17 protein-coding genes, 1 other RNA gene and 1 riboswitch are annotated in these 18,245 nt (G+C 39.9%); of the genes, 16 read left to right on the forward strand and 2 right to left on the reverse strand.

Going from position 1 to position 18,245, the window contains the following annotated elements:
* The first annotated feature begins 346 nt into the window (after positions 1 to 346).
* The gene (locus tag AC1DVK_RS09490) at positions 347 to 622 is read left to right on the forward strand and encodes a hypothetical protein (protein WP_089363188.1); all 276 of its coding nucleotides are present in this window, start codon (positions 347 to 349) and stop codon (positions 620 to 622) included.
* A 70-nt stretch (positions 623 to 692) separates the two neighbouring features.
* Positions 693 to 1,061 carry a YppE family protein gene (locus AC1DVK_RS09495; RefSeq protein WP_176431938.1) on the forward strand — a complete coding sequence of 123 codons (369 nt, stop codon included), beginning with the start codon at positions 693 to 695 and terminating at the stop codon, positions 1,059 to 1,061.
* A 94-nt stretch (positions 1,062 to 1,155) separates the two neighbouring features.
* On the opposite strand, the gene AC1DVK_RS09500 is transcribed toward AC1DVK_RS09495, so the two are convergent.
* Positions 1,156 to 1,284: a hypothetical protein gene (locus AC1DVK_RS09500; protein WP_477626355.1), complete on the reverse strand. Its 129-nt coding sequence runs from the start codon at positions 1,282 to 1,284 to the stop codon at positions 1,156 to 1,158.
* Between the two features lie 26 nt (positions 1,285 to 1,310).
* Here AC1DVK_RS09500 and AC1DVK_RS09505 point away from each other — a divergent pair, with 26 nt between their 5' ends.
* On the forward strand, positions 1,311 to 1,799 hold the full coding sequence (locus AC1DVK_RS09505; protein ID WP_477626356.1) for a YppG family protein: 489 nt from the start codon (positions 1,311 to 1,313) through the stop codon (positions 1,797 to 1,799).
* Positions 1,800 to 1,868: 69 nt separating this feature from the next.
* Here AC1DVK_RS09505 and AC1DVK_RS09510 read toward each other — a convergent pair whose 3' ends face one another.
* Complete coding sequence (locus tag AC1DVK_RS09510; protein ID WP_089363190.1) at positions 1,869 to 2,321, reverse strand: Hsp20/alpha crystallin family protein; 453 nt, start codon at positions 2,319 to 2,321, stop codon at positions 1,869 to 1,871.
* A gap of 141 nt (positions 2,322 to 2,462) precedes the next feature.
* On the opposite strand from AC1DVK_RS09510, the gene AC1DVK_RS09515 reads away from it, so the two are divergent.
* The 13 genes from AC1DVK_RS09515 (at position 2,463) to AC1DVK_RS09575 (ending at position 17,972) form a co-directional block, all read left to right on the forward strand.
* Positions 2,463 to 3,227 (forward strand): alpha/beta fold hydrolase, encoded by a 765-nt coding sequence (locus AC1DVK_RS09515; protein ID WP_410860481.1) that lies wholly within the window; start codon positions 2,463 to 2,465, stop codon positions 3,225 to 3,227.
* 118 nt (positions 3,228 to 3,345) lie between these two features.
* A complete protein-coding gene (locus AC1DVK_RS09520) occupies positions 3,346 to 5,625 on the forward strand; it encodes a DEAD/DEAH box helicase (RefSeq protein ID WP_089363192.1) in 2,280 nt (759 codons plus the stop codon).
* Positions 5,626 to 5,656: 31 nt separating this feature from the next.
* On the forward strand, positions 5,657 to 6,919 hold the full coding sequence (locus AC1DVK_RS09525; RefSeq protein ID WP_089363193.1) for a ribonuclease H-like domain-containing protein: 1,263 nt from the start codon (positions 5,657 to 5,659) through the stop codon (positions 6,917 to 6,919).
* A 456-nt stretch (positions 6,920 to 7,375) separates the two neighbouring features.
* A complete protein-coding gene (locus AC1DVK_RS09530; RefSeq protein WP_377384202.1) occupies positions 7,376 to 7,867 on the forward strand; it encodes a CotD family spore coat protein in 492 nt (163 codons plus the stop codon).
* A gap of 68 nt (positions 7,868 to 7,935) precedes the next feature.
* Complete coding sequence (locus AC1DVK_RS09535) at positions 7,936 to 8,487, forward strand: SLOG family protein (RefSeq protein WP_284470352.1); 552 nt, start codon at positions 7,936 to 7,938, stop codon at positions 8,485 to 8,487.
* Between the two features lie 205 nt (positions 8,488 to 8,692).
* On the forward strand, positions 8,693 to 9,004 hold the full coding sequence (gene gpsB, locus AC1DVK_RS09540) for a cell division regulator GpsB (RefSeq protein ID WP_061463822.1): 312 nt from the start codon (positions 8,693 to 8,695) through the stop codon (positions 9,002 to 9,004).
* Positions 9,005 to 9,084: 80 nt separating this feature from the next.
* Positions 9,085 to 9,473: RNase P RNA component class B (gene rnpB, locus AC1DVK_RS09545), an RNA gene on the forward strand.
* A gap of 681 nt (positions 9,474 to 10,154) precedes the next feature.
* Positions 10,155 to 11,303, forward strand: coding sequence for a THUMP domain-containing class I SAM-dependent RNA methyltransferase (locus tag AC1DVK_RS09550; protein ID WP_284470353.1), 1,149 nt, complete (start codon positions 10,155 to 10,157; stop codon positions 11,301 to 11,303).
* A gap of 193 nt (positions 11,304 to 11,496) precedes the next feature.
* Positions 11,497 to 11,697 (forward strand): cold-shock protein, encoded by a 201-nt coding sequence (locus tag AC1DVK_RS09555; RefSeq protein WP_034307871.1) that lies wholly within the window; start codon positions 11,497 to 11,499, stop codon positions 11,695 to 11,697.
* 228 nt (positions 11,698 to 11,925) lie between these two features.
* Positions 11,926 to 13,839 carry an ATP-dependent DNA helicase gene (locus tag AC1DVK_RS09560; RefSeq protein WP_089363196.1) on the forward strand — a complete coding sequence of 638 codons (1,914 nt, stop codon included), beginning with the start codon at positions 11,926 to 11,928 and terminating at the stop codon, positions 13,837 to 13,839.
* A gap of 124 nt (positions 13,840 to 13,963) precedes the next feature.
* Positions 13,964 to 15,475: a carboxypeptidase M32 gene (locus AC1DVK_RS09565; protein WP_477626357.1), complete on the forward strand. Its 1,512-nt coding sequence runs from the start codon at positions 13,964 to 13,966 to the stop codon at positions 15,473 to 15,475.
* 328 nt (positions 15,476 to 15,803) lie between these two features.
* A riboswitch (purine riboswitch) is annotated at positions 15,804 to 15,905 on the forward strand.
* A 161-nt stretch (positions 15,906 to 16,066) separates the two neighbouring features.
* Positions 16,067 to 16,666: a xanthine phosphoribosyltransferase gene (locus AC1DVK_RS09570; RefSeq protein WP_089363198.1), complete on the forward strand. Its 600-nt coding sequence runs from the start codon at positions 16,067 to 16,069 to the stop codon at positions 16,664 to 16,666.
* The gene (locus AC1DVK_RS09575) at positions 16,659 to 17,972 is read left to right on the forward strand and encodes a nucleobase:cation symporter-2 family protein (RefSeq protein WP_477626358.1); all 1,314 of its coding nucleotides are present in this window, start codon (positions 16,659 to 16,661) and stop codon (positions 17,970 to 17,972) included. Before AC1DVK_RS09570 ends, AC1DVK_RS09575 begins: the two co-directional genes overlap by 8 nt.
* Positions 17,973 to 18,245 lie beyond the last annotated feature (273 nt).

An 18,245-nucleotide genomic window follows, 5' to 3' on the forward strand; every position in this document is an offset into this window, starting at 1 on the left:
GGGAAGGCGTCGATTATGCCTTCCCTGTTAATTGTACAAGTATTGATGCCTTACGTTGAGGGGCGGTTTTCCCCACTAAGTTTCGGGTTTCCCGTTCCTGCCTTTTTAGTAGGCGGCTTTTGTCGTTTTTCGTTTTCTTGCTGTCTGCTTTCATTCGACTGCATAAAATCACCTCCTGTCTGTATTTTTGTTTAAAACTCCATTCTTCATTCTGCCATTGTTGTCGAAGGGCATAATAAATTAAGTGAATAGCACTTTCTTTGCCGATTCCCTTCTAGTTTTGTCAACCTTGAAGGGCTTTCTACTAAAAAAAAGAATAGTACACGTATAGAATGGAGGGATCAGCATGGTCAATAAAAGTGTCTCAACAGAGGAAATATTAAGGATGATAGCTGAGATCAGTACCAGCCTGGATCGTTTGGAAATTTCATATGGGGAAACTGTAAATACAGTGAGGTGCAAACTTTGGGCAGAGCAATATACATTGGTTAACAATGTCCAGGAAGCCATTGAGAAAGCCGAGGATTATTGGGTGAATGCTGAAGGTGTAAACCATTCCTTTTCCATTGTTCTGGAAAAACCAATTATAAAGCACAAGGTTTTCACCGAATTGCACGTATAAGCCGATAGAATTTCCTTTTATAAAGAACTGGATTATACTAAGAGGAAACAAATGTGCGGAGGAATATATTGTGCAAAAAGAGAAACTGCAGCTATTAACCGAACAATTAATAAAATATACGGTCCAAGCGGATGATATCTATGAGGATGTACGCAAAGAAGAAAAGGAAAAGGATTTCTTTTCGGAAGTCAAGCCGTTTGCTGATCAGGTCAGGGCCTCATGCATCGATTGGGAAAACGGAATGAAGGAGTGGATGAAAGAAACCGAGTTTAAGCATCTTTTCCCCGAGCAAATCGAACAAACCGCTCATAACCTTTCTGATGTGGCCGTTCAGGCATTCTTTCCTAAAACCAGTTACAAGCGATTTAAAAGTCATGTCCAATCAGTCGAATTTATCCTTCATAATGTAAAAGCGGAGATCGATCGGATTTTATCATAAAAACACCTACACTTTATTTCCTCTTTTTTCATATATTATCAGAACCATGTAATGAAAAAAGAGGAGGGCTCATTGAACATGATGAGATCCGGTTTTAACCAAGTCTCCCCAAATCAAAGACAGTATCCTCAATCAATGCCGGAATATTGGGGAGGGTACCAGCAGCCAATACAGTATCCTCTGCAAAATAATCATAATCTTGAACGGCCATTAATGTATCCATATCATACCCAGGATACAGGGGGCTATATGACGCCATATCATGATCCTTATCAGCAGGCGGCCTATCATCCATTCCAACAAATTCAGCAGCAGGCGATGCCTGTTGGAGCTTATCCGAGTAACAGTGTAATGCAGCAAATGCCGCAAATGCCGCAAATGCCGCAAATGCCGCAAATGCCGCAAATGCCGCAAATGCAAATGCCACAAATGCCACAAATGCAGCCGATTCAGTCCAATCAGCAGCTGCAGCCGCAGGCTTTTAGTCCGTTCGATAATCCGTTGCAGCCAGCTAAACGACCCCCGCAAGGTCAGCAGCAGGCTCATAATCCCTATCCAAAGCAACAGTTCATGCAAAAACCCCAGCCATCTGGTATCAAATCGGTCATGAATCAATTCAAAACACAAGATGGTTCCATGGATATAACGAAAATGATGAATACAGCTGGACAAATGATGAATACAGTTTCTCAAGTATCGTCAATGGTCAAAGGAGTAGGGGGCTTCTTCAAAGCTTAGATGGTGAATAAAGGAAAAGCAGACTTACAAGTGACCCAGCCACTTATTTAAGTCTGCTTTTAAATTTGCCTAATTGATTTCAATCCGATTCCCTCTAATTTTGGGCAGGTGAAGCGTGAGGATGCCATCGCGATGTCGTGCGGTGACTTTTGCTTCATCAATCGGTTTTGGAAAGGAAATAGTTCTTGAAAATGTACCGGCTGAAACTTCTTTTTGAAACATTCCTTGCGTTTTATGCTGCCTATCAACATGTTTTGCAGAAATGGTCACGGCATGGGGCAGCACATCAATGGATATTTGGCTGCGTGCAATACCGGGCAAGGTAGCGGTAAGGGTATACTCTGAATTTGTCTCATGGACATCAACCGGAAAGCTGCGTTCTTTAGTAGAACCGAAGAAATCGTCAAGAGATTGCAGCATGCCTTTAGGAGGCCTTTCGGAAAACAATCGATCCATTTTGTTAATAAAATGGGTAAAGGGTTCATTTCGATTTCGATTATTATTTTTTTCAGAAGAGGTCATCACGGTTCTCCTTCCTAAAAAATTCCTTTGCCTATAGGCTATGTTAGGACTGAAGAATTGTGAATGAACCAATGGGTTTTAGATACGGATATAGAGGGAATAACGTTACTGATTGATTAGTAAAGGAAATGAGGGATTGATATGACAGAAAATAGCAAGCTTTCCTACATAGATACCGGGAAAGGAAATAAAACATTGTTGTTCATCCATGGGTTTTGTGGAAGTCATGAATATTGGAAGAACATCATTGCTGAATTAAAAGATGAATACCGAGTTGTTGCCATTGATTTACGAGGGCATGGTGCAAGTGAAGAAATAGGGGCATCTTTCTCGATTGATGATATGGCTGCTGATATTGCTTCATTTATGGAAGAACAGGGAATCGGAAAGGCTTATATGTTTGGTCATTCTCTTGGAGGATATATCACCTTGGCATTCGCAGAAAGGTTTCCTGGGAAATTGTCTGGTTTTTCACTGATTCATTCTACCGCTTTGCCTGACGATGAAGCTGGTAAGGAGGGGCGTTTAAAATCTGTCGGGAAAATAGAAATGGATGGAATCATTCCTTTCATTGATGGACTTGTACCAAAGCTTTTCGCTAATTCCGATGATCCGAATATTGAACATACAAAGGAAATCGGTTATAAAACAAGTGAAAGCGGTGCGATTGGGTCTTTGCATGCCATGAGGAACAGAACAGACAGAAATCATGTACTCAAAGAGACGAAGCTCCCAGTCCTTTTGGTTGCAGGTGAAAAGGATAAAGTAATTCCCGCTGAAAAAACCTTTTCAGTTAAAGGGAGCCATATTAATGAAGTTATACTTGAGGGAAGCGGTCATATGGGAATGTTGGAAGCTCCGAGCAGACTAGCCGAAGAAATCATTCGATATGTCGAGAAGAATTAACTGAAAAAGAATGATCAGGAAGCGGGAGTAGCCGTTTCCTGATTTTTTTTTGAATAGGAAATAGTTTCCCTTTTGCATAGAACGTTCATTCGGTAGAATAGGAGTATGAGGTGGTTATATGAAACTGCGAAAAAATTTACAAGAAGTCATCACGGAATTAAAAACCAATGAGGATTATAAAGATAATATTGTACACTGGCAAGTAATTGAAGCGAAAGAGGCAAAACATGTTCCTTTTCCCGATCGAATGAATGATAAGATCAAGCATGCTCTTGAAAAACGGGGGATAAATGGGTTGTATACCCATCAGGCGACCGCATTTGATACGGCTGTCAGTGGCGAAAGTCTTGTAGCGGTCACCCCAACGGCTTCTGGTAAAACATTATGCTATAATTTGCCGGTCCTTCAAAAAATTCTTGAAGATGAAAAAACTAGAGCGCTATATATATTTCCGACAAAAGCGCTGAGTTATGATCAAAAAAGCGAATTGAACGAAATGATACATGAAATGGATGCCGAGATAAATAGTTATACGTACGATGGGGACACACCTTCAAATATCAGGCAAAAAATCCGTCAGGCAGGGCATATCGTCATCACCAATCCCGATATGCTCCATTCCGGAATCTTGCCGCATCACACGAAATGGGTCTCATTGTTTGAAAACTTGAAGTATGTGATCATCGATGAACTCCATATTTACCGCGGCGTTTTCGGAAGTCATACGGCTAACGTCATAAGAAGGTTAAAAAGGATCTGCAAGTTTTATGGCAGTGATCCTGTATTCGTCTGTACTTCTGCAACGATCAATAATCCAAAAGAGTTGGCAGAAGAGCTTACGGAAAAACAAATGGTGCTTATCGATAATAACGGGGCCCCTAGTGGGAAAAAACATTTTGTTTTCTATAATCCCCCAATAGTCAATAAACCGCTAAACATTCGAAGAAGTGCGGTTTTGGAAGTCAGGAAGCTCGCAAATGAATTTTTGAAAAATAAAATTCAAACAATCGTTTTTGCGCGAAGCAGGGTTCGTGTGGAAATTCTATTGACCTATTTACAGGGACTCGTGTCAAAGCAATTGGGGCCCAAATCAATCAGGGGCTATCGTGGCGGGTATCTGCCAACACAGCGTAGAGAAATTGAACAGGGCCTCAGGGATGGTTCCATTTATGGGGTGGTATCCACGAATGCTCTTGAGTTAGGTGTCGATATCGGGCAGCTCCAGGTTTGCATAATGACTGGTTACCCTGGATCGATATCGAGTGCCTGGCAACAGGCGGGACGAGCAGGAAGAAGGCATGGTGAAGCGCTGATCATCATGGTCGGCAGTTCAAGTGCCCTTGATCAATATATCGTCCAGCATCCCGATTATTTCTTTACCAGAAATCCAGAAACTGCAAGAATCAATCCCGATAATCTTTTGATCCTGGTTGATCATGTCAAATGTGCAGCATATGAGCTGCCATTTAAAAAAGGTGATGCCTTTGGAAAAACAGAGATTCTGGACGTACTGGAATTCCTTACCGAAGAAAGGGTCTTACACCAAAATGGGGACAAATGGCATTGGATGAACGATGCTTTTCCAGCAAGCAATATAAGCCTGCGTTCTGCTGCACAGGAAAATGTCGTAATCATCGACCAAACGAATGCACCGGTTAACCGGGTCATAGGAGAAATGGATACGTTCAGTGCAATGACCCTTCTCCACGATGAAGCCATTTATTTGCACCAGGGAATGCAATTTCAGGTGGAAGAACTTGATTGGGATGAAAAGAAAGCTTATGTACGTGAAGTCAATGTGGACTATTATACGGATGCTAACCTTGCTGTGCATTTGTCTGTATTGGAAGTGGATAAACAGCGAACTTTCGCTTCCACCACAGCTGCCTTTGGTGACGTCGCCATCCGGGCGATGCCTACGATCTTCAAAAAAATCAAATTTGAAACTCATGAAAATATTGGTTCAGGGCCAATCAGCCTGCCTGAGATGGAACTGCACACGAGTTCGGCCATGCTTTCCATGGAGCCTGATATATTCGAGTGGGACGAAAATCGAATAGAGCAAGGAATGATAGGTGCATCCCATGCTCTTAATTACATGATTCCGTTATATGTTATGTGTGATCCGCATGATATCCATGTTTATCCACAGGTTAAGGCAGCACATAATGAAAAACCAACCATTTTTATCTATGATAGTTATCCGGGGGGCATAGGGCTAAGTGATAAAGTATATGAAAACTCTGAAGTCATCCTACTGGAAACCATATCCATGATCGGAAATTGTTCTTGTGAAAGCGGCTGCCCTTCCTGTATCGGAACGGAATCCGCTGCGAAAACAGCCAAAAATGATGCAAAACAGTTATTAGGTCAATTTTGTAAGGAAAAACAATCATAGATACGGGGATAAGTGAAAAGAGGTGTATTTTTTGTCTTTGAAAAATAAATTGAACCGTTTGAAAACGCATATGAACATAGAACCAGTGAAACATCCTTCTCCTGAACAAGAAAATAGCCAAGCAGTGAAGGAAGAAATTCCTTATCTTGAAAAGTGGCTGAAGAACGATACCGTTTCCTTTCATTTCGATGATGATTATTGTTTCATTAGGGAGGTCCGCTACCCTATAAATCACAAACATGGGTTATATGCATTTTCTGAGCTGAAAAAGATCGTAAAAGAGTGGAATCAAACTCCATTGGAGCATCCCTTATCCGCTAGGGGAGTTAAAAGTGAAGACCTGTTTTTCTTCGATACGGAAACAACAGGACTTGGAGGCGGAGCGGGAAACACCATTTTTTTACTTGGATATGCCTATTTAGAAGGTGATGAAGTTGTGGTGAAACAACATATCCTGCCGCAGCCCGGAAGTGAAATACCGCTTTACCAAAGCTTTCTGGAAAACATCAATTACGAAACGCTTGTCACATATAATGGTAAATCTTTTGATTGGCCCCAGCTGAAAACCCGACATACCTTGATTAAAGAACATGTTCCAAAACTACCGGAATTCGGACATTTCGATTTGTATCATGCTTCAAGACGCCTTTGGAGAAACAAATTGGAACGAGTTAAATTATCAGCAGTCGAAACGGATATTCTAGGTGTACATAGAGAAGATGATATTCCTGGATATTTGGCACCGATGATTTATTTTGATTTTGTCGAGAGGAAAAATCCGGAAATTTTATTTGGGATCATGAAGCATAATGAATTGGATATTTTATCACTGATCACATTGTATATTCATTTGTCCCGGAAAATCCTCCAAATTGATGGATATACGGAAGATTCCATGGAAATTGCACGCTGGCTCGCTTATCTAGGAAAAAAAGAGGAATCGGTCGAGACTTATGAAAAAATAGTGGAAGCGGGAAATGAGGAAGATCGGATAATAGCTGGCCATGCCATAGCCTTTCAGAAAAAGAAGCAAAAACAATTCAACGAAGCGTTGGAAATTTGGAAGGAGGTCGCCTTAAAAGGGAATGTTCAAATAAGGATACAGGCACAGATTGAATGTGCAAAATTATATGAACATCAATTTAAGGAAGTCGGCAATGCTCTAAAATGTGCATTAAACGCGCATCAAGAGATGTTGAGGGAAGGTACCATTGTGGTGAAACAAAAGTCGGAATTGGAAAAGAGGATTAAACGTCTCGAAATGAAAGAGGATTCCAAGGGTATGTCTGTATAAGATAAGCGAATCAGAATTGTTTTTAAGTGCGAAATGCCGAAAATAAAAAATATGGATACAAATATTGTAGCCTTCAACTATAATGTGTAAAATGGAAAGAGTTGAGGGTGAATTTCCGAAGCATTCATTTCATACCTTTACATCAAATAAATTTAAGTTGAAAGCGGAGCGGAGAAATGTATAAAACGACTTTATTTCTATTTTTTGTTGTCCTTTGTTTAACGATTGTTATTTTTACATCATTAAAAGACAGTCTCTATTCCTTTTTATAGAAAATTACCCACAGTGCATTTGAAGGGTAGCCATATATTATAATAGTGTACTTATTGACGGCCATACATAGTTTTATACTTATTCTGTATAAATAGGTCATTTCATCAGTACACGTCTCCCCTTTTTTTCATAGTCTGTAATGGTAAGACTAAACTTATCATAATGAAAGGGGACGAATTATATATGTATTTTCGTAATTGTGGAGGAAATAAATCCAATGTAATGGGAGCATACGGGAACGCTCCTGGAGTAATGGGCGCATCAACCGGGAAACATAAACACTCTAACGTAATGGGAGCCTTTACTGGTCCAACGGCTGTATCTCCAGCGCAATATGGTCCATCGGCTGTATCTCCAGCGCAATATGGTCCATCGGCTGTATCTCCAGCGCAACTTGGCCCAACGCAAGCACTTCCTACTCAACTTGCCCCAGCGCAAGTCTCTCCAACACAGCAATTTGTTAATACGAATGTATCGAACACAGTGATTCCTGTCGTTCATCCATCACACACTACAACTGTCAATAAACATTTGAACACGTATAAGCATTACTTCCCACATACTCAATCCGTGGTGAACCAATGCTTTACGCAAAACTTGATTTGCGGAAGGCCACCGATTAACCCATGCTGTCCGCCCCCCCCATGCTGTCCGCCTATGCCTTTCGGATACTAAAAAAAGTAAGGGCTTAATTAGCCCTTATTTTCTTACATAAACATGTTAAAAGGGAGATTAACCAAGCAATGAAGGTTTTGTATATGACTGGCTATAAGGCTTTTGAATTCGGGATATTCAAAAATGACCATGAAGCCGTAAAATATATTAAGAAAGCGATGAAGCAACGTCTTCTTCCATTGGTGGAAGATGGGCTGGAATGGGTGATCATATCAGGTCAGTTGGGTACGGAGCTATGGGGTGCCGAAGTGGTGTTCGATATACAGGAAGAATACAGTCAGCTTAAATTAGGGGTGCTAACTCCTTTCCTGAAACAGGAAGAGTCATGGAACGAGACGAATCAAGACTATTACCGTTCCATATTGGCCCGTGCCGATTTTGTTGAGTCCATTTTCAACAAACCATATGAAGGGCCGCAACAGCTGAAAATCAAAAATAGGTATATGGTTCATAAAAGTGACGCCATGCTCATCATTTTCGAAGCCGAAAAAGAAGGGTCAGCACGATATCCATATTTCGAAGCGATGAAAAAGGCTGAAACACAGCCATACCCTATCTATCAGATAAACTTTGATGATCTGCAACTGGCTGCGGAAGAAGGCAGCTGGTCCGAAGAATGACGGAGTGAAAATAATTATGGATTAAAAGTTGTTTCTAAAGCATATTCATATTATGATGAAATTTAGATACAGATTCATGGGGGTACATATCGTTCACTGAAACATCATTATGCAGATAAAAAGGTGTTTCGTTGACAAACCCAAGCAGATTTGAAAAAATAATAAAAAGTCGATTGTATTGGCGAAAGTATTGAGGTGAAGTCTTATGCTATCCGATAAGATAAAATTAACGGCTAAAGATATTCTTGAAAAAGATTTTAAAACAGCAATGCGCGGTTATAAACCAGAAGACGTGGATCAATTCCTGGATCTGATCATTAAAGATTATGAAGTGTTCCATCAGGAAATTGAAGATCTTAAACAAGAAAATCTTAAATTGAAAAAACAAGCCGAAGAGAGTACAAAACGTCCAAATCAACCTGCTCCCAGTGCTACTCCGGGAACCACTAACTTTGACATCCTTAAACGGTTATCCAACTTGGAAAAGCACGTTTTTGGAAACAAGCTTTTTGATTGAGGTTTTGCATGTTAAAAGTGAAATTGATTTAGGTATTGTGTTTTAATGAATAATGGAGTATAATCAATTATGTTATGTTAACGTTTGGGTAATTGCTGCTGCATTTTTGCAGTAGAGGAAAGTCCATGCTCGCACGGACTGCGATGTCCGTAGTGTTCGTGCCTGGCGAAAAAATAAGCTTGGGCAGCAATCTTGGATTGCTGACGGCTGGGAAAATGCCTAAGTCCTTTTGGATATGGCATGAATACCTATAAAAGTGCCACAGTGACGGAGCCTTTACAGAAATGTAAAGGGTGGAACGAGGTAAACCCCACGAGCGAGAAACCCAAATTAATGGTAGGGGCGCTTTCTTCCTTGGAATTGAACGAGGAGAAGGACAGAAGCCATGCTTCTGTAGATAGATGATTACCGCCGAAGTACGAGACGCGAGTCGCTTGCAGTACTGAGGAACAAAACATGGCTTACAGAACGTTATCATATGACACCAAAAGCACAACTCTCCTTTTAAAAGGAGAGTTTTTGTTTTTGGGAATTGCCCATTTATAAAAAGCCGGGCATTCCAAATTATTTTTCGTTTTCTGAAACCATGCTGTGTTAAACTAAGGTCTTGGCAACTTTTTAATTCCATCGAAAGATTTCTAATTGAAAGTGTTCAGCAGAAGGACAATGGCTAATTGACATCTGACCGTAACGATTTAAAAAATAGCGTTGAAGTGTTAAGCATTTCCTGGATTATGGGTACCCTATTTATAAAAGGTTTTTTACCTTTACTGATTGCCCTTATTTGAAGGTATTAAGACATGCCTTAAGCATTTTGTTATGAGTATACATAATTGGTTGTGAATAAATGGCCCTTCGTTGCCTTGGAGGATTTCATTCATGAATATTTGCAGCCTACCTTATTGATACATAGATAATTGAGTTAAACTTTATTTTATCGCGTTGATCCCGGTTATTAAAAAAATGCTCTACTACATGACAATGACATTTAATCTAGGCAATCAATGACGGACTATAAGCAAAATATAAATTGACCAGTGGAACTTTTAAATAAGGTTTACATGTCTAAAATCGATACCTTATTCTTAATTAGGGGAATTTAGGTAGATATGCAATAGAGTTGGATTAATGGAAAGAAGGTGCAGGATAAATGAAACAATTCGATATTATCGCAACATCAGCAATGGGATTGGAATCAATTGTCGCTAAGGAGGTTCGGGATCTTGGTTACGATTGTCAAGTCGAGAATGGTAAGATCACGTACAAAGGGGACCAATCTGCCATTGCCCGCTCTAATTTATGGCTGCGGAGTGCCGACAGGGTTAAAATTAAAGTTGCAGAATTTAAAGCATATTCATTTGATGAGTTGTTTGAAAAAACAAAGGCCTTGAATTGGGAAGATTACTTATCAGCCGATGTTGAGTTCCCTGTGAGTGGAAAATCGGTTAAGTCACAGCTTTACAGTGTTCCTGATTGTCAGGCTATCGTCAAAAAGGCGATTGTTGATAGATTGAAAAGCAAATATAAGCAAGTATCTTGGTTTGCAGAGACTGGTCCTTTGTTTAAAATTGAAGTGTCTATTTTAAAAGATGTAGTGACACTTACCATGGACACTTCAGGTGCTGGTTTGCATAAGCGGGGATATCGCACAGGGCAGGGGGAGGCGCCCCTTAAAGAAACATTGGCGGCTGCGTTAATCATGCTGACCAATTGGAAACCGGATAAACCTTTCATTGATCCATTTTGTGGATCTGGAACGATTCCTATCGAGGCTGCCTTAATTGGGCAGAACATAGCACCTGGGTTTAACAGGGAATTCGTTTCTGAGACCTGGTCATGGATGGACAGCAAGGTTTGGGATGAAGCGCGGGTTGAGGCTGAAGATTTAGCCGATTATGATCAGTACTTGGACATAACCGGCTGTGATATTGACCATCGAATGGTCGATATATCTAAAGCGAATAGTTTTGAAGCCGGCCTTGGTGATCTGATTGAATTTAAACAAATGCAGGTGAGGGATATCTCGACTAGGAAAGAGTATGGTGTCATTGTCGGGAACCCGCCTTACGGAGAACGTCTTGGTGAGCAAAAAGCGGTTGAGCAGATGTATAGAGAAATGGGTCAAGCTTTCAAGAAGCTTGACACCTGGTCAGTATACATGATTACCTCCAATCCTGACTTCGAACAGCATTACGGTAAGCCTGCAACGAAAAAAAGGAAACTGTTCAATGGTTTCATCCGTGCAGACCTTTATCAATATTGGGGAAAAAGGCCGCCGAGACAGCCTCAAGGTGAATGAGTAGGTAAAATATAACGGAGGATTTCAATAGTCAGGACGATTTATTCATAATAGGTTCCAGTCTTGCTTATCATTTCCTTTTCTGTTATTCTAATAATGAATTATTTTTGTTCAGATTTAAGGAATACCTTAATATTCTTTTGAGCAAGGATAGTAATATAATGTGTGGAGAACACACTAGGAGGCAACAAAAATGGAACAAGGTAAAGTAAAATGGTTTAACGCAGAAAAAGGTTTTGGATTCATCGAACGTGAAGGTGGAGACGATGTATTCGTACATTTCTCAGCTATCCAAGGCGAAGGTTTCAAAACACTTGAAGAAGGCCAAGACGTTACATTTGATGTAGAACAAGGTCAACGTGGACCACAAGCATCAAACGTAAACAAAGCTTAATTCAACCCTATATTATTTACAGACAGGCTCTCTTTTGGAGCCTGTCTTTTATTTTACAAGTCTGGAAACATGGCAGCATACATAGAAGAAAAACATATTTTACATTTCATTTCTTATGGTAGGGTAAATATCTTGACTATTAATGTGAAATAAAGGATAATATCCTTTTGCCTAGAAATATTATGATGCGGATCGATACACTGATGATAGATAAAAGGGGAGACCAAGATGCTTAAAACACTGCCTTTTTCGGTAACAAAGGAAGATTCTTTTTACGATAAGCTTTCAGAATGGATCGGTGATGTTTTTTACGATATTCTTCCCGAAAAAGGATTTGAGCTGCGTGATGAACAAATCTTCATGGCTTTTCAGTTAGAAAAAGCCTTTAAAGAAAAGAATGTAAGCTTTGCTGAAGCAGGGGTAGGGACCGGTAAGACCTTGGTCTATTTACTATATGCGATTTGTTATGCGAGATATACGAATAAACCGGCAATTATTTCGTGTGCAGACGAAACGTTGATTGAACAGCTTGTCAAAGAAGAAGGCGACATCCAAAAAATTAAGAATGCTTTAGGTATTGAAGTGGATGTTCGGCTTGCCAAATATCACGATCAATATGTATGTCTTAAGAAATTGGATTACGCAGTGAATCATGAAGATTCAGAGGGAATAGATCAACTCTATGATGAACTTCCCAAGTTTGTCCATGATAACTCATCGATGAACGCTTATTCAGCATATGGGGACCGTAAACAGTATCCATATTTAAATGATGAAGACTGGTCTAAAGTTGGCTGGGATCAGCTTCAAAACTGTTTTACTTGTGATAAGCGCCATCGTTGTGGACAGACCCTATCGCGGGACCACTACCGAAAATCAAGCGATTTGATCATTTGTTCACATGACTTCTTCATGGAACATGTTTGGACTAAGGAAAAACGTAAGCGTGAAGGACAGTTACCACTGTTGCCTGAACATAGCTGTGTTGTCTTTGATGAAGGTCATCTACTGGAATTTGCTGCTCAAAAGGCTTTAACTTATAAAGTTGGGGAACAAACCCTTGCTTCGGTTTTAGAATTGCTTACTGCCAATCAGGTTCGTGAAGAAACCTTATACATCATTGAGGACTTAATTGATATTAATGAAGAGTTTTTTGATTTGTTGGATGAAAAATCCATACATGTCACCGGATCTAATCGTTATGAAATCCCAATGTCCAAGGAAATAACAAGCTTTGCGCAAAAGCTGCATAAAAAGGTTGAAGAGTTAGAGGAGAACCTTGTTTTCGAGGCGGAAATGTATACGATCAATGATTATGATTTAAAAGTGACAGAAGAATATTTAGAACAGCTGGGCTACTCCATTTCTCTATTTGTGAAGGATGAACAGGCCGTTTCCTGGTTTGAAGAAAATGAAATGACCAAAACATTGGTCATTATGCCAAGGCTTGTACAGGATATTTTGTCTGAACAGGTATTCTCTAAAAAAATCCCTTACATTTTTTCATCGGCGACATTATCGGATAATAAATCTTTCCAATACATTGCAGATAGCTTAGGGATAGAGAAGTATGACAGCTTCTCTGTTGAATCACCATTTGATTACGATGAAGTCATGAAAATGAACATGCCTGCCTTCGAAAACGGAGACCAATTGGCTAAACTTCAATACACCATGAAGTCAATTGAGGAAAATGAGGGCCGAACGCTTGTGTTATTCCAATCAAAAGAAGAATTGCATTGGTTCAAGGAAAACTGCCCAACATCATCCTATCCTTTTTATTTTGAAGGGGAAGCGGAAATCAGCGAGCTTGTTAAGAAGTTTCAAGAGAATGAGCAATCTGTTCTTTTCTCCTATCATTTATGGGAAGGACTTGATGTTCCAGGGCCTTCATTACAAAATGTAGTGATACACTCACTTCCATTCCCGCCACGCGATCCAGTGTTCGAGGCCAAACGTAATTCGGTTACCGATGCATTCGAAGAAGTGGATCTCCCATACATGCTCCTTCGATTACGTCAGGGAATAGGGCGTTTGATCAGGACTAGCAATGATTCGGGAACCGTACAGATTTTGATGGAAAAGGATCTCTCGGAACAGGTGAAAGAGAAGATTGTATCCGTTCTTCCTGTAACGCTTTAAGTCAATTTAATCTAAGAGTCATGGGAGAGGTGCCCTTGGCTCTTATTTTTTTTTTTAACGGGTAGTTCTGATAAGAAAGATTTTTGTATAATATGGTAAAGTGTAGTTGGAAGGAGTTGTGAATATGGAAAAAGAAGGTATAGATTTGATAGAAAAAGAATTTAAAGAATATGTCAAGAAAATCTCGGCCTATAATGAAGCGCTCGCGTTAATTTTTTGGGACTTACGGACAGGTGCACCGAAAAAGGGAGTTGAGCAGCGTTCTGAAGTGATCGGGGTGCTTTCCTCTGAGGTTTTTAATATGACCACAAGTAAAAAGATGGAATCCTTCATTACGGAACTTTCGAAGGGGCCTCTTAGTGAAACGACGAATAAGATGGTACAAGAGTGTAAAAAAGAGTTTGAAAGGAATAAGAAGATTCCTGCAAACGAATATAAGGAATTCGTCATTTTACAATCCCGCTCTGAAAGTGCTTGGGAAGAGGCAAGGGAAAAAGCGGATTTTTCGTTATTCCAACCTTATCTGGAGCAAGTTGTTGCATATACCCGTAAATTCATAGAGTACTGGGGATACGAAGGACAGAAATATAATACCCTTTTAGACATGTATGAACCCGGCATGACTGTAGATCTACTTGACAGCGTATTCAGTGAGCTTCGGTCGAGTATAGTACCTCTGGTAAAACAGATTGCAAAAAGCGAAAATAGACCTGAAACAGCGTTCCTTTATAAAGAATTTCCAAAAGAAAAACAGCATCGCCTCAACCTGGAAGTTTTAAAACATCTAGGATACGATTTCAAGGCTGGCAGGCTGGATGAAACAGTTCACCCTTTTGCTACTGGAATAAATAGGGGCGATGTCCGGGTGACGACCCGTTACGATGAATGTGATTTTAGGGGGGCGATCTTTGGTACCATTCATGAATGTGGACATGCCATTTATGAGCAGAATATCGCCGAAGAGTTAACCGGGACACTGCTCGATAATGGGACATCAATGGGAATCCATGAATCCCAATCACTGTTTTTTGAAAACTTCATTGGACGGAACTATAGCTTCTGGAAAAATAAATTCTCCCTATTGAAAGAATATGCTCCTGAACAATTCAATGATGTGACGCTGGATGAATTCTACCGGGGGATTAACGAATCAAAACCATCGTTCATCCGTATTGAAGCAGATGAACTAACTTATCCCCTACATATAATGATTCGGTATGAACTGGAAAAGGCTCTCTTTAATGGAGAACTTGAAGTGAAGGATTTACCGGAAGTCTGGAATGAAAAATACAAGGATTATTTGGGAATTGTTCCTGAAAATGATGCAATGGGCGTGTTACAGGATGTACACTGGGCAGATGGCAGTTTTGGTTATTTCCCATCGTATGCATTGGGATATATGTATGCAGCCCAAATCAAGCAGTCGATGCTTAAAGATTTGCCTGATTTTGATGGGCTTTTGGAAGCGGGCGATATTGCTCCAATCAGGAAATGGCTTAATGAAAAGATACATAAATATGGAAAAACAAAAGAGCCCCTAGAGATTTTGAAAGAAACGACAGGGGAAGGCCTGAATGTTCAGTATTTAATAAAGTATCTTGAAAATAAATATAAAGAAGTTTATAAAATCAAATGAATTTAATTAGAGAAGGCCTTGGAATAATTATCAAGGTCTTCTTCTTTTTTCAATGGTTCACACAATTTAAATCCTTATGAACCGTGGGCATTTTTGTTAACATCAATAAAAGGTATCATTTAGGCGACTATAATATTTCTAATTCTTTGAAAAATACCCGTAATTTCAAGTGATGGCTTTTTGTTGATGGTAAATCCAGGTTAATTAGTCTTGGGGATTTCGCAATTTTCTAAAATTACGAATAATGTTTTATAATTTTAATTGAAAGTTCGGTTTTTGTTAAAAATGACTTTTCAAAATAAGACAGCATTGTTATAATTTATATATTAATAAAATATAAAGTTTCACTCGTATAATAGCAGGAATATGGCCTGCAAGTTTCTACCGGATTACCGTAAATAATTCGACTATGGGTGAGTAATTGATCTTGTTGCATAATGGAAGGATTTTGCTATTTCATTTTTCATTCATGCCCAAGAAATATTGCTTCACTCAAAAAAAGTGTTGCAATGTTTCTTGGGCTTTTTTATATCTGGGAAACATTTGCATGGTTTATAGGTCAATAAACATCCAAGATTGGGAGGAACCTTCATGCAACTTTTAAAGGAAAAAATCTTGTCCGAGGGTCAAGCTTTATCAGAAGATATTTTAAAAGTAGATTCATTCTTGAATCATCAAATGGATCCTATGCTGATGAAAGAAATAGGTAAAGAATTCGTTAAACGTTTCGAACAAAAGGAAATAACGAAAGTGCTGACCATTGAATCTTCAGGCATTGGACCTGGTTTGATGGCTGCCTTGGAATTGGAAGTTCCGCTAATTTTTGCCCGTAAACGTAAATCACTTACTTTGACAAATGATTTAGTGACGGCGTCCGTTCATTCCTTTACAAAAAAAGAAACCAATACAATTACAGTTTCCAATAAATATATAGAAGCTGGTGATAAGGTTCTGATCATCGATGACTTCCTTGCGGTCGGACAAGCTGCCCGGGGCTTGGTGGATATCTGTGAGCAGGTTGGAGCAGAAGTGGCCGGAATCGGAATCGTTATTGAAAAAGCATTCCAAAGTGGTGGTAAGGACCTTCGGGAACAAGGGTTTCAAGTGGAATCCCTGGCACGAATTGCGAAGTTGAAATTCGGTGAGATCACTTTCGTTGAGGAAATGGAAGGGGCAACTGTCAATGTCTAATCAATCACCATTAAAAGTTGCTTCCTTAGGATTACAACATGTTCTTGCAATGTATGCTGGTGCGATCGTCGTTCCATTGATTGTTGGGGGAGCGTTAGGTTTAACTGCTGCGCAGTTAACCTATTTAGTTTCGATTGACATCTTAATGTGTGGAATAGCGACCTTATTGCAAGTCTGGAAAAATAAATTCTTCGGAATCGGCCTACCCGTCGTTCTAGGCTGTACATTCACGGCAGTCAGCCCAATGATTGCGGTAGGTACCCAATATGGAGTCACCACCATTTATGGGGCCATCTTAGTGTCGGGATTAATCGTCGTTTTAATTAGTAAGTTCTTCGGGAAACTGGCTAGGTTTTTCCCGCCGGTCGTTACTGGTTCAGTCGTTATGATCATCGGGATCACACTCATTCCTGTCGCCATCAACAATCTTGGGGGCGGACAAGGTGCTGCTGACTTTGGAGCCTTGGATAACGTAGCCCTTGGTTTTGGAACTTTGCTTTTCATCATTTTCATGTATAAATTCTCAACGGGATTCGTGCGCTCCATCTCTATATTATTAGGACTGTTAGTCGGAACTCTTGCAGCTTTCTTCCTTGGGAAAGTTGATTTTAGCTCAGTTGCAAGTGCAAGTTGGTTGCATCTTCCACATTTTTTCTACTTTGGCACTCCGACTTTCAACATCACGGCGATCATTACCATGACTTTGGTGGCGATAGTCAGCTTAGTGGAATCGACTGGCGTCTATTATGCCTTAGGAGAAATCACGGACAAAGAGATTTCGGAAGATGATCTGGCACGTGGATACCGTTCTGAAGGGCTTGCCATCATGCTTGGCGGTTTGTTTAATGCTTTTCCTTATACAGCTTTTTCACAAAATGTCGGTTTAATTCAATTGTCGGGTATTAAAACAAGAAATGTCATTTATACAACGGCAGGGATGCTCATTTTCATTGGTTTTGTCCCGAAAATTGGTGCATTCACGACCATTATCCCTTCGTCCGTGTTAGGCGGGGCAATGGTTGCCATGTTTGGCATGGTTATTGCCGCTGGAATTAAGATGTTAAGTAAGGTGGATTTTGCCTCTCAAGAAAACTTATTGATCATCGCTTGTTCCGTAGGTATGGGACTTGGGGTAACGGTCGTTCCTGAGCTATTTGCTCAAATTCCGGAAAGCATTCAAATATTAACGGATAATGGAATCGTGGCTGGAAGTTTGACAGCCATTTTCTTGAATATCGTCTTTAACATCGTCCCTACAAAAGGGAAAGTAAAGGAAGCCCGTGTTGAAAGACAGAATGTTGCCTGATTAAAAATAGATTCTGTAAACTATTAAATGCCCCCTAATCCACAGATGATGAGGATTAGAGGGCATTTTTTATTAGTCCGAAAACTCATCATTGTTAAATGAAGTTTTTTAATGAAATGGAGTTTTGTCAGATAAAAGGAAACTCTCGTCACTTTTTGAATATATTGATAGTATATGTTCAGGAAAGTAGTGATAGAGATGGAGAAAAAATATTGTATTCATTGTCGGACCATTTTAAGTCAGGAGTATAGGTGCAGTGTGTGCGGTAAAGAG

It is taken from the genome of Peribacillus sp. P4_B1 (assembly GCF_056402395.1).

What these genes read in the sequence shown, in the direction of transcription:
- AC1DVK_RS09490 (WP_089363188.1), top strand. Translation starts at nt 347, where the DNA reads ATGGTCAATAAAAGTGTCTCAACAGAGGAAATATTAAGGATGATAGCT.
- AC1DVK_RS09570 (WP_089363198.1), top strand. Translation starts at nt 16,067, where the DNA reads ATGCAACTTTTAAAGGAAAAAATCTTGTCCGAGGGTCAAGCTTTATCA.
- gpsB (WP_061463822.1), top strand. Translation starts at nt 8,693, where the DNA reads ATGCTATCCGATAAGATAAAATTAACGGCTAAAGATATTCTTGAAAAA.
- AC1DVK_RS09505 (WP_477626356.1), top strand. Translation starts at nt 1,311, where the DNA reads ATGACGCCATATCATGATCCTTATCAGCAGGCGGCCTATCATCCATTC.
- AC1DVK_RS09530 (WP_377384202.1), top strand. Translation starts at nt 7,376, where the DNA reads ATGTATTTTCGTAATTGTGGAGGAAATAAATCCAATGTAATGGGAGCA.
- AC1DVK_RS09510 (WP_089363190.1), bottom strand. Translation starts at nt 2,321, where the DNA reads ATGACCTCTTCTGAAAAAAATAATAATCGAAATCGAAATGAACCCTTT.
- AC1DVK_RS09550 (WP_284470353.1), top strand. Translation starts at nt 10,155, where the DNA reads ATGAAACAATTCGATATTATCGCAACATCAGCAATGGGATTGGAATCA.
- AC1DVK_RS09515 (WP_410860481.1), top strand. Translation starts at nt 2,463, where the DNA reads ATGACAGAAAATAGCAAGCTTTCCTACATAGATACCGGGAAAGGAAAT.
- AC1DVK_RS09560 (WP_089363196.1), top strand. Translation starts at nt 11,926, where the DNA reads ATGCTTAAAACACTGCCTTTTTCGGTAACAAAGGAAGATTCTTTTTAC.
- AC1DVK_RS09500 (WP_477626355.1), bottom strand. Translation starts at nt 1,284, where the DNA reads ATGGATACATTAATGGCCGTTCAAGATTATGATTATTTTGCAGAGGAT.
- AC1DVK_RS09565 (WP_477626357.1), top strand. Translation starts at nt 13,964, where the DNA reads ATGGAAAAAGAAGGTATAGATTTGATAGAAAAAGAATTTAAAGAATAT.
- AC1DVK_RS09520 (WP_089363192.1), top strand. Translation starts at nt 3,346, where the DNA reads ATGAAACTGCGAAAAAATTTACAAGAAGTCATCACGGAATTAAAAACC.
- AC1DVK_RS09575 (WP_477626358.1), top strand. Translation starts at nt 16,659, where the DNA reads ATGTCTAATCAATCACCATTAAAAGTTGCTTCCTTAGGATTACAACAT.
- AC1DVK_RS09555 (WP_034307871.1), top strand. Translation starts at nt 11,497, where the DNA reads ATGGAACAAGGTAAAGTAAAATGGTTTAACGCAGAAAAAGGTTTTGGA.
- AC1DVK_RS09535 (WP_284470352.1), top strand. Translation starts at nt 7,936, where the DNA reads ATGAAGGTTTTGTATATGACTGGCTATAAGGCTTTTGAATTCGGGATA.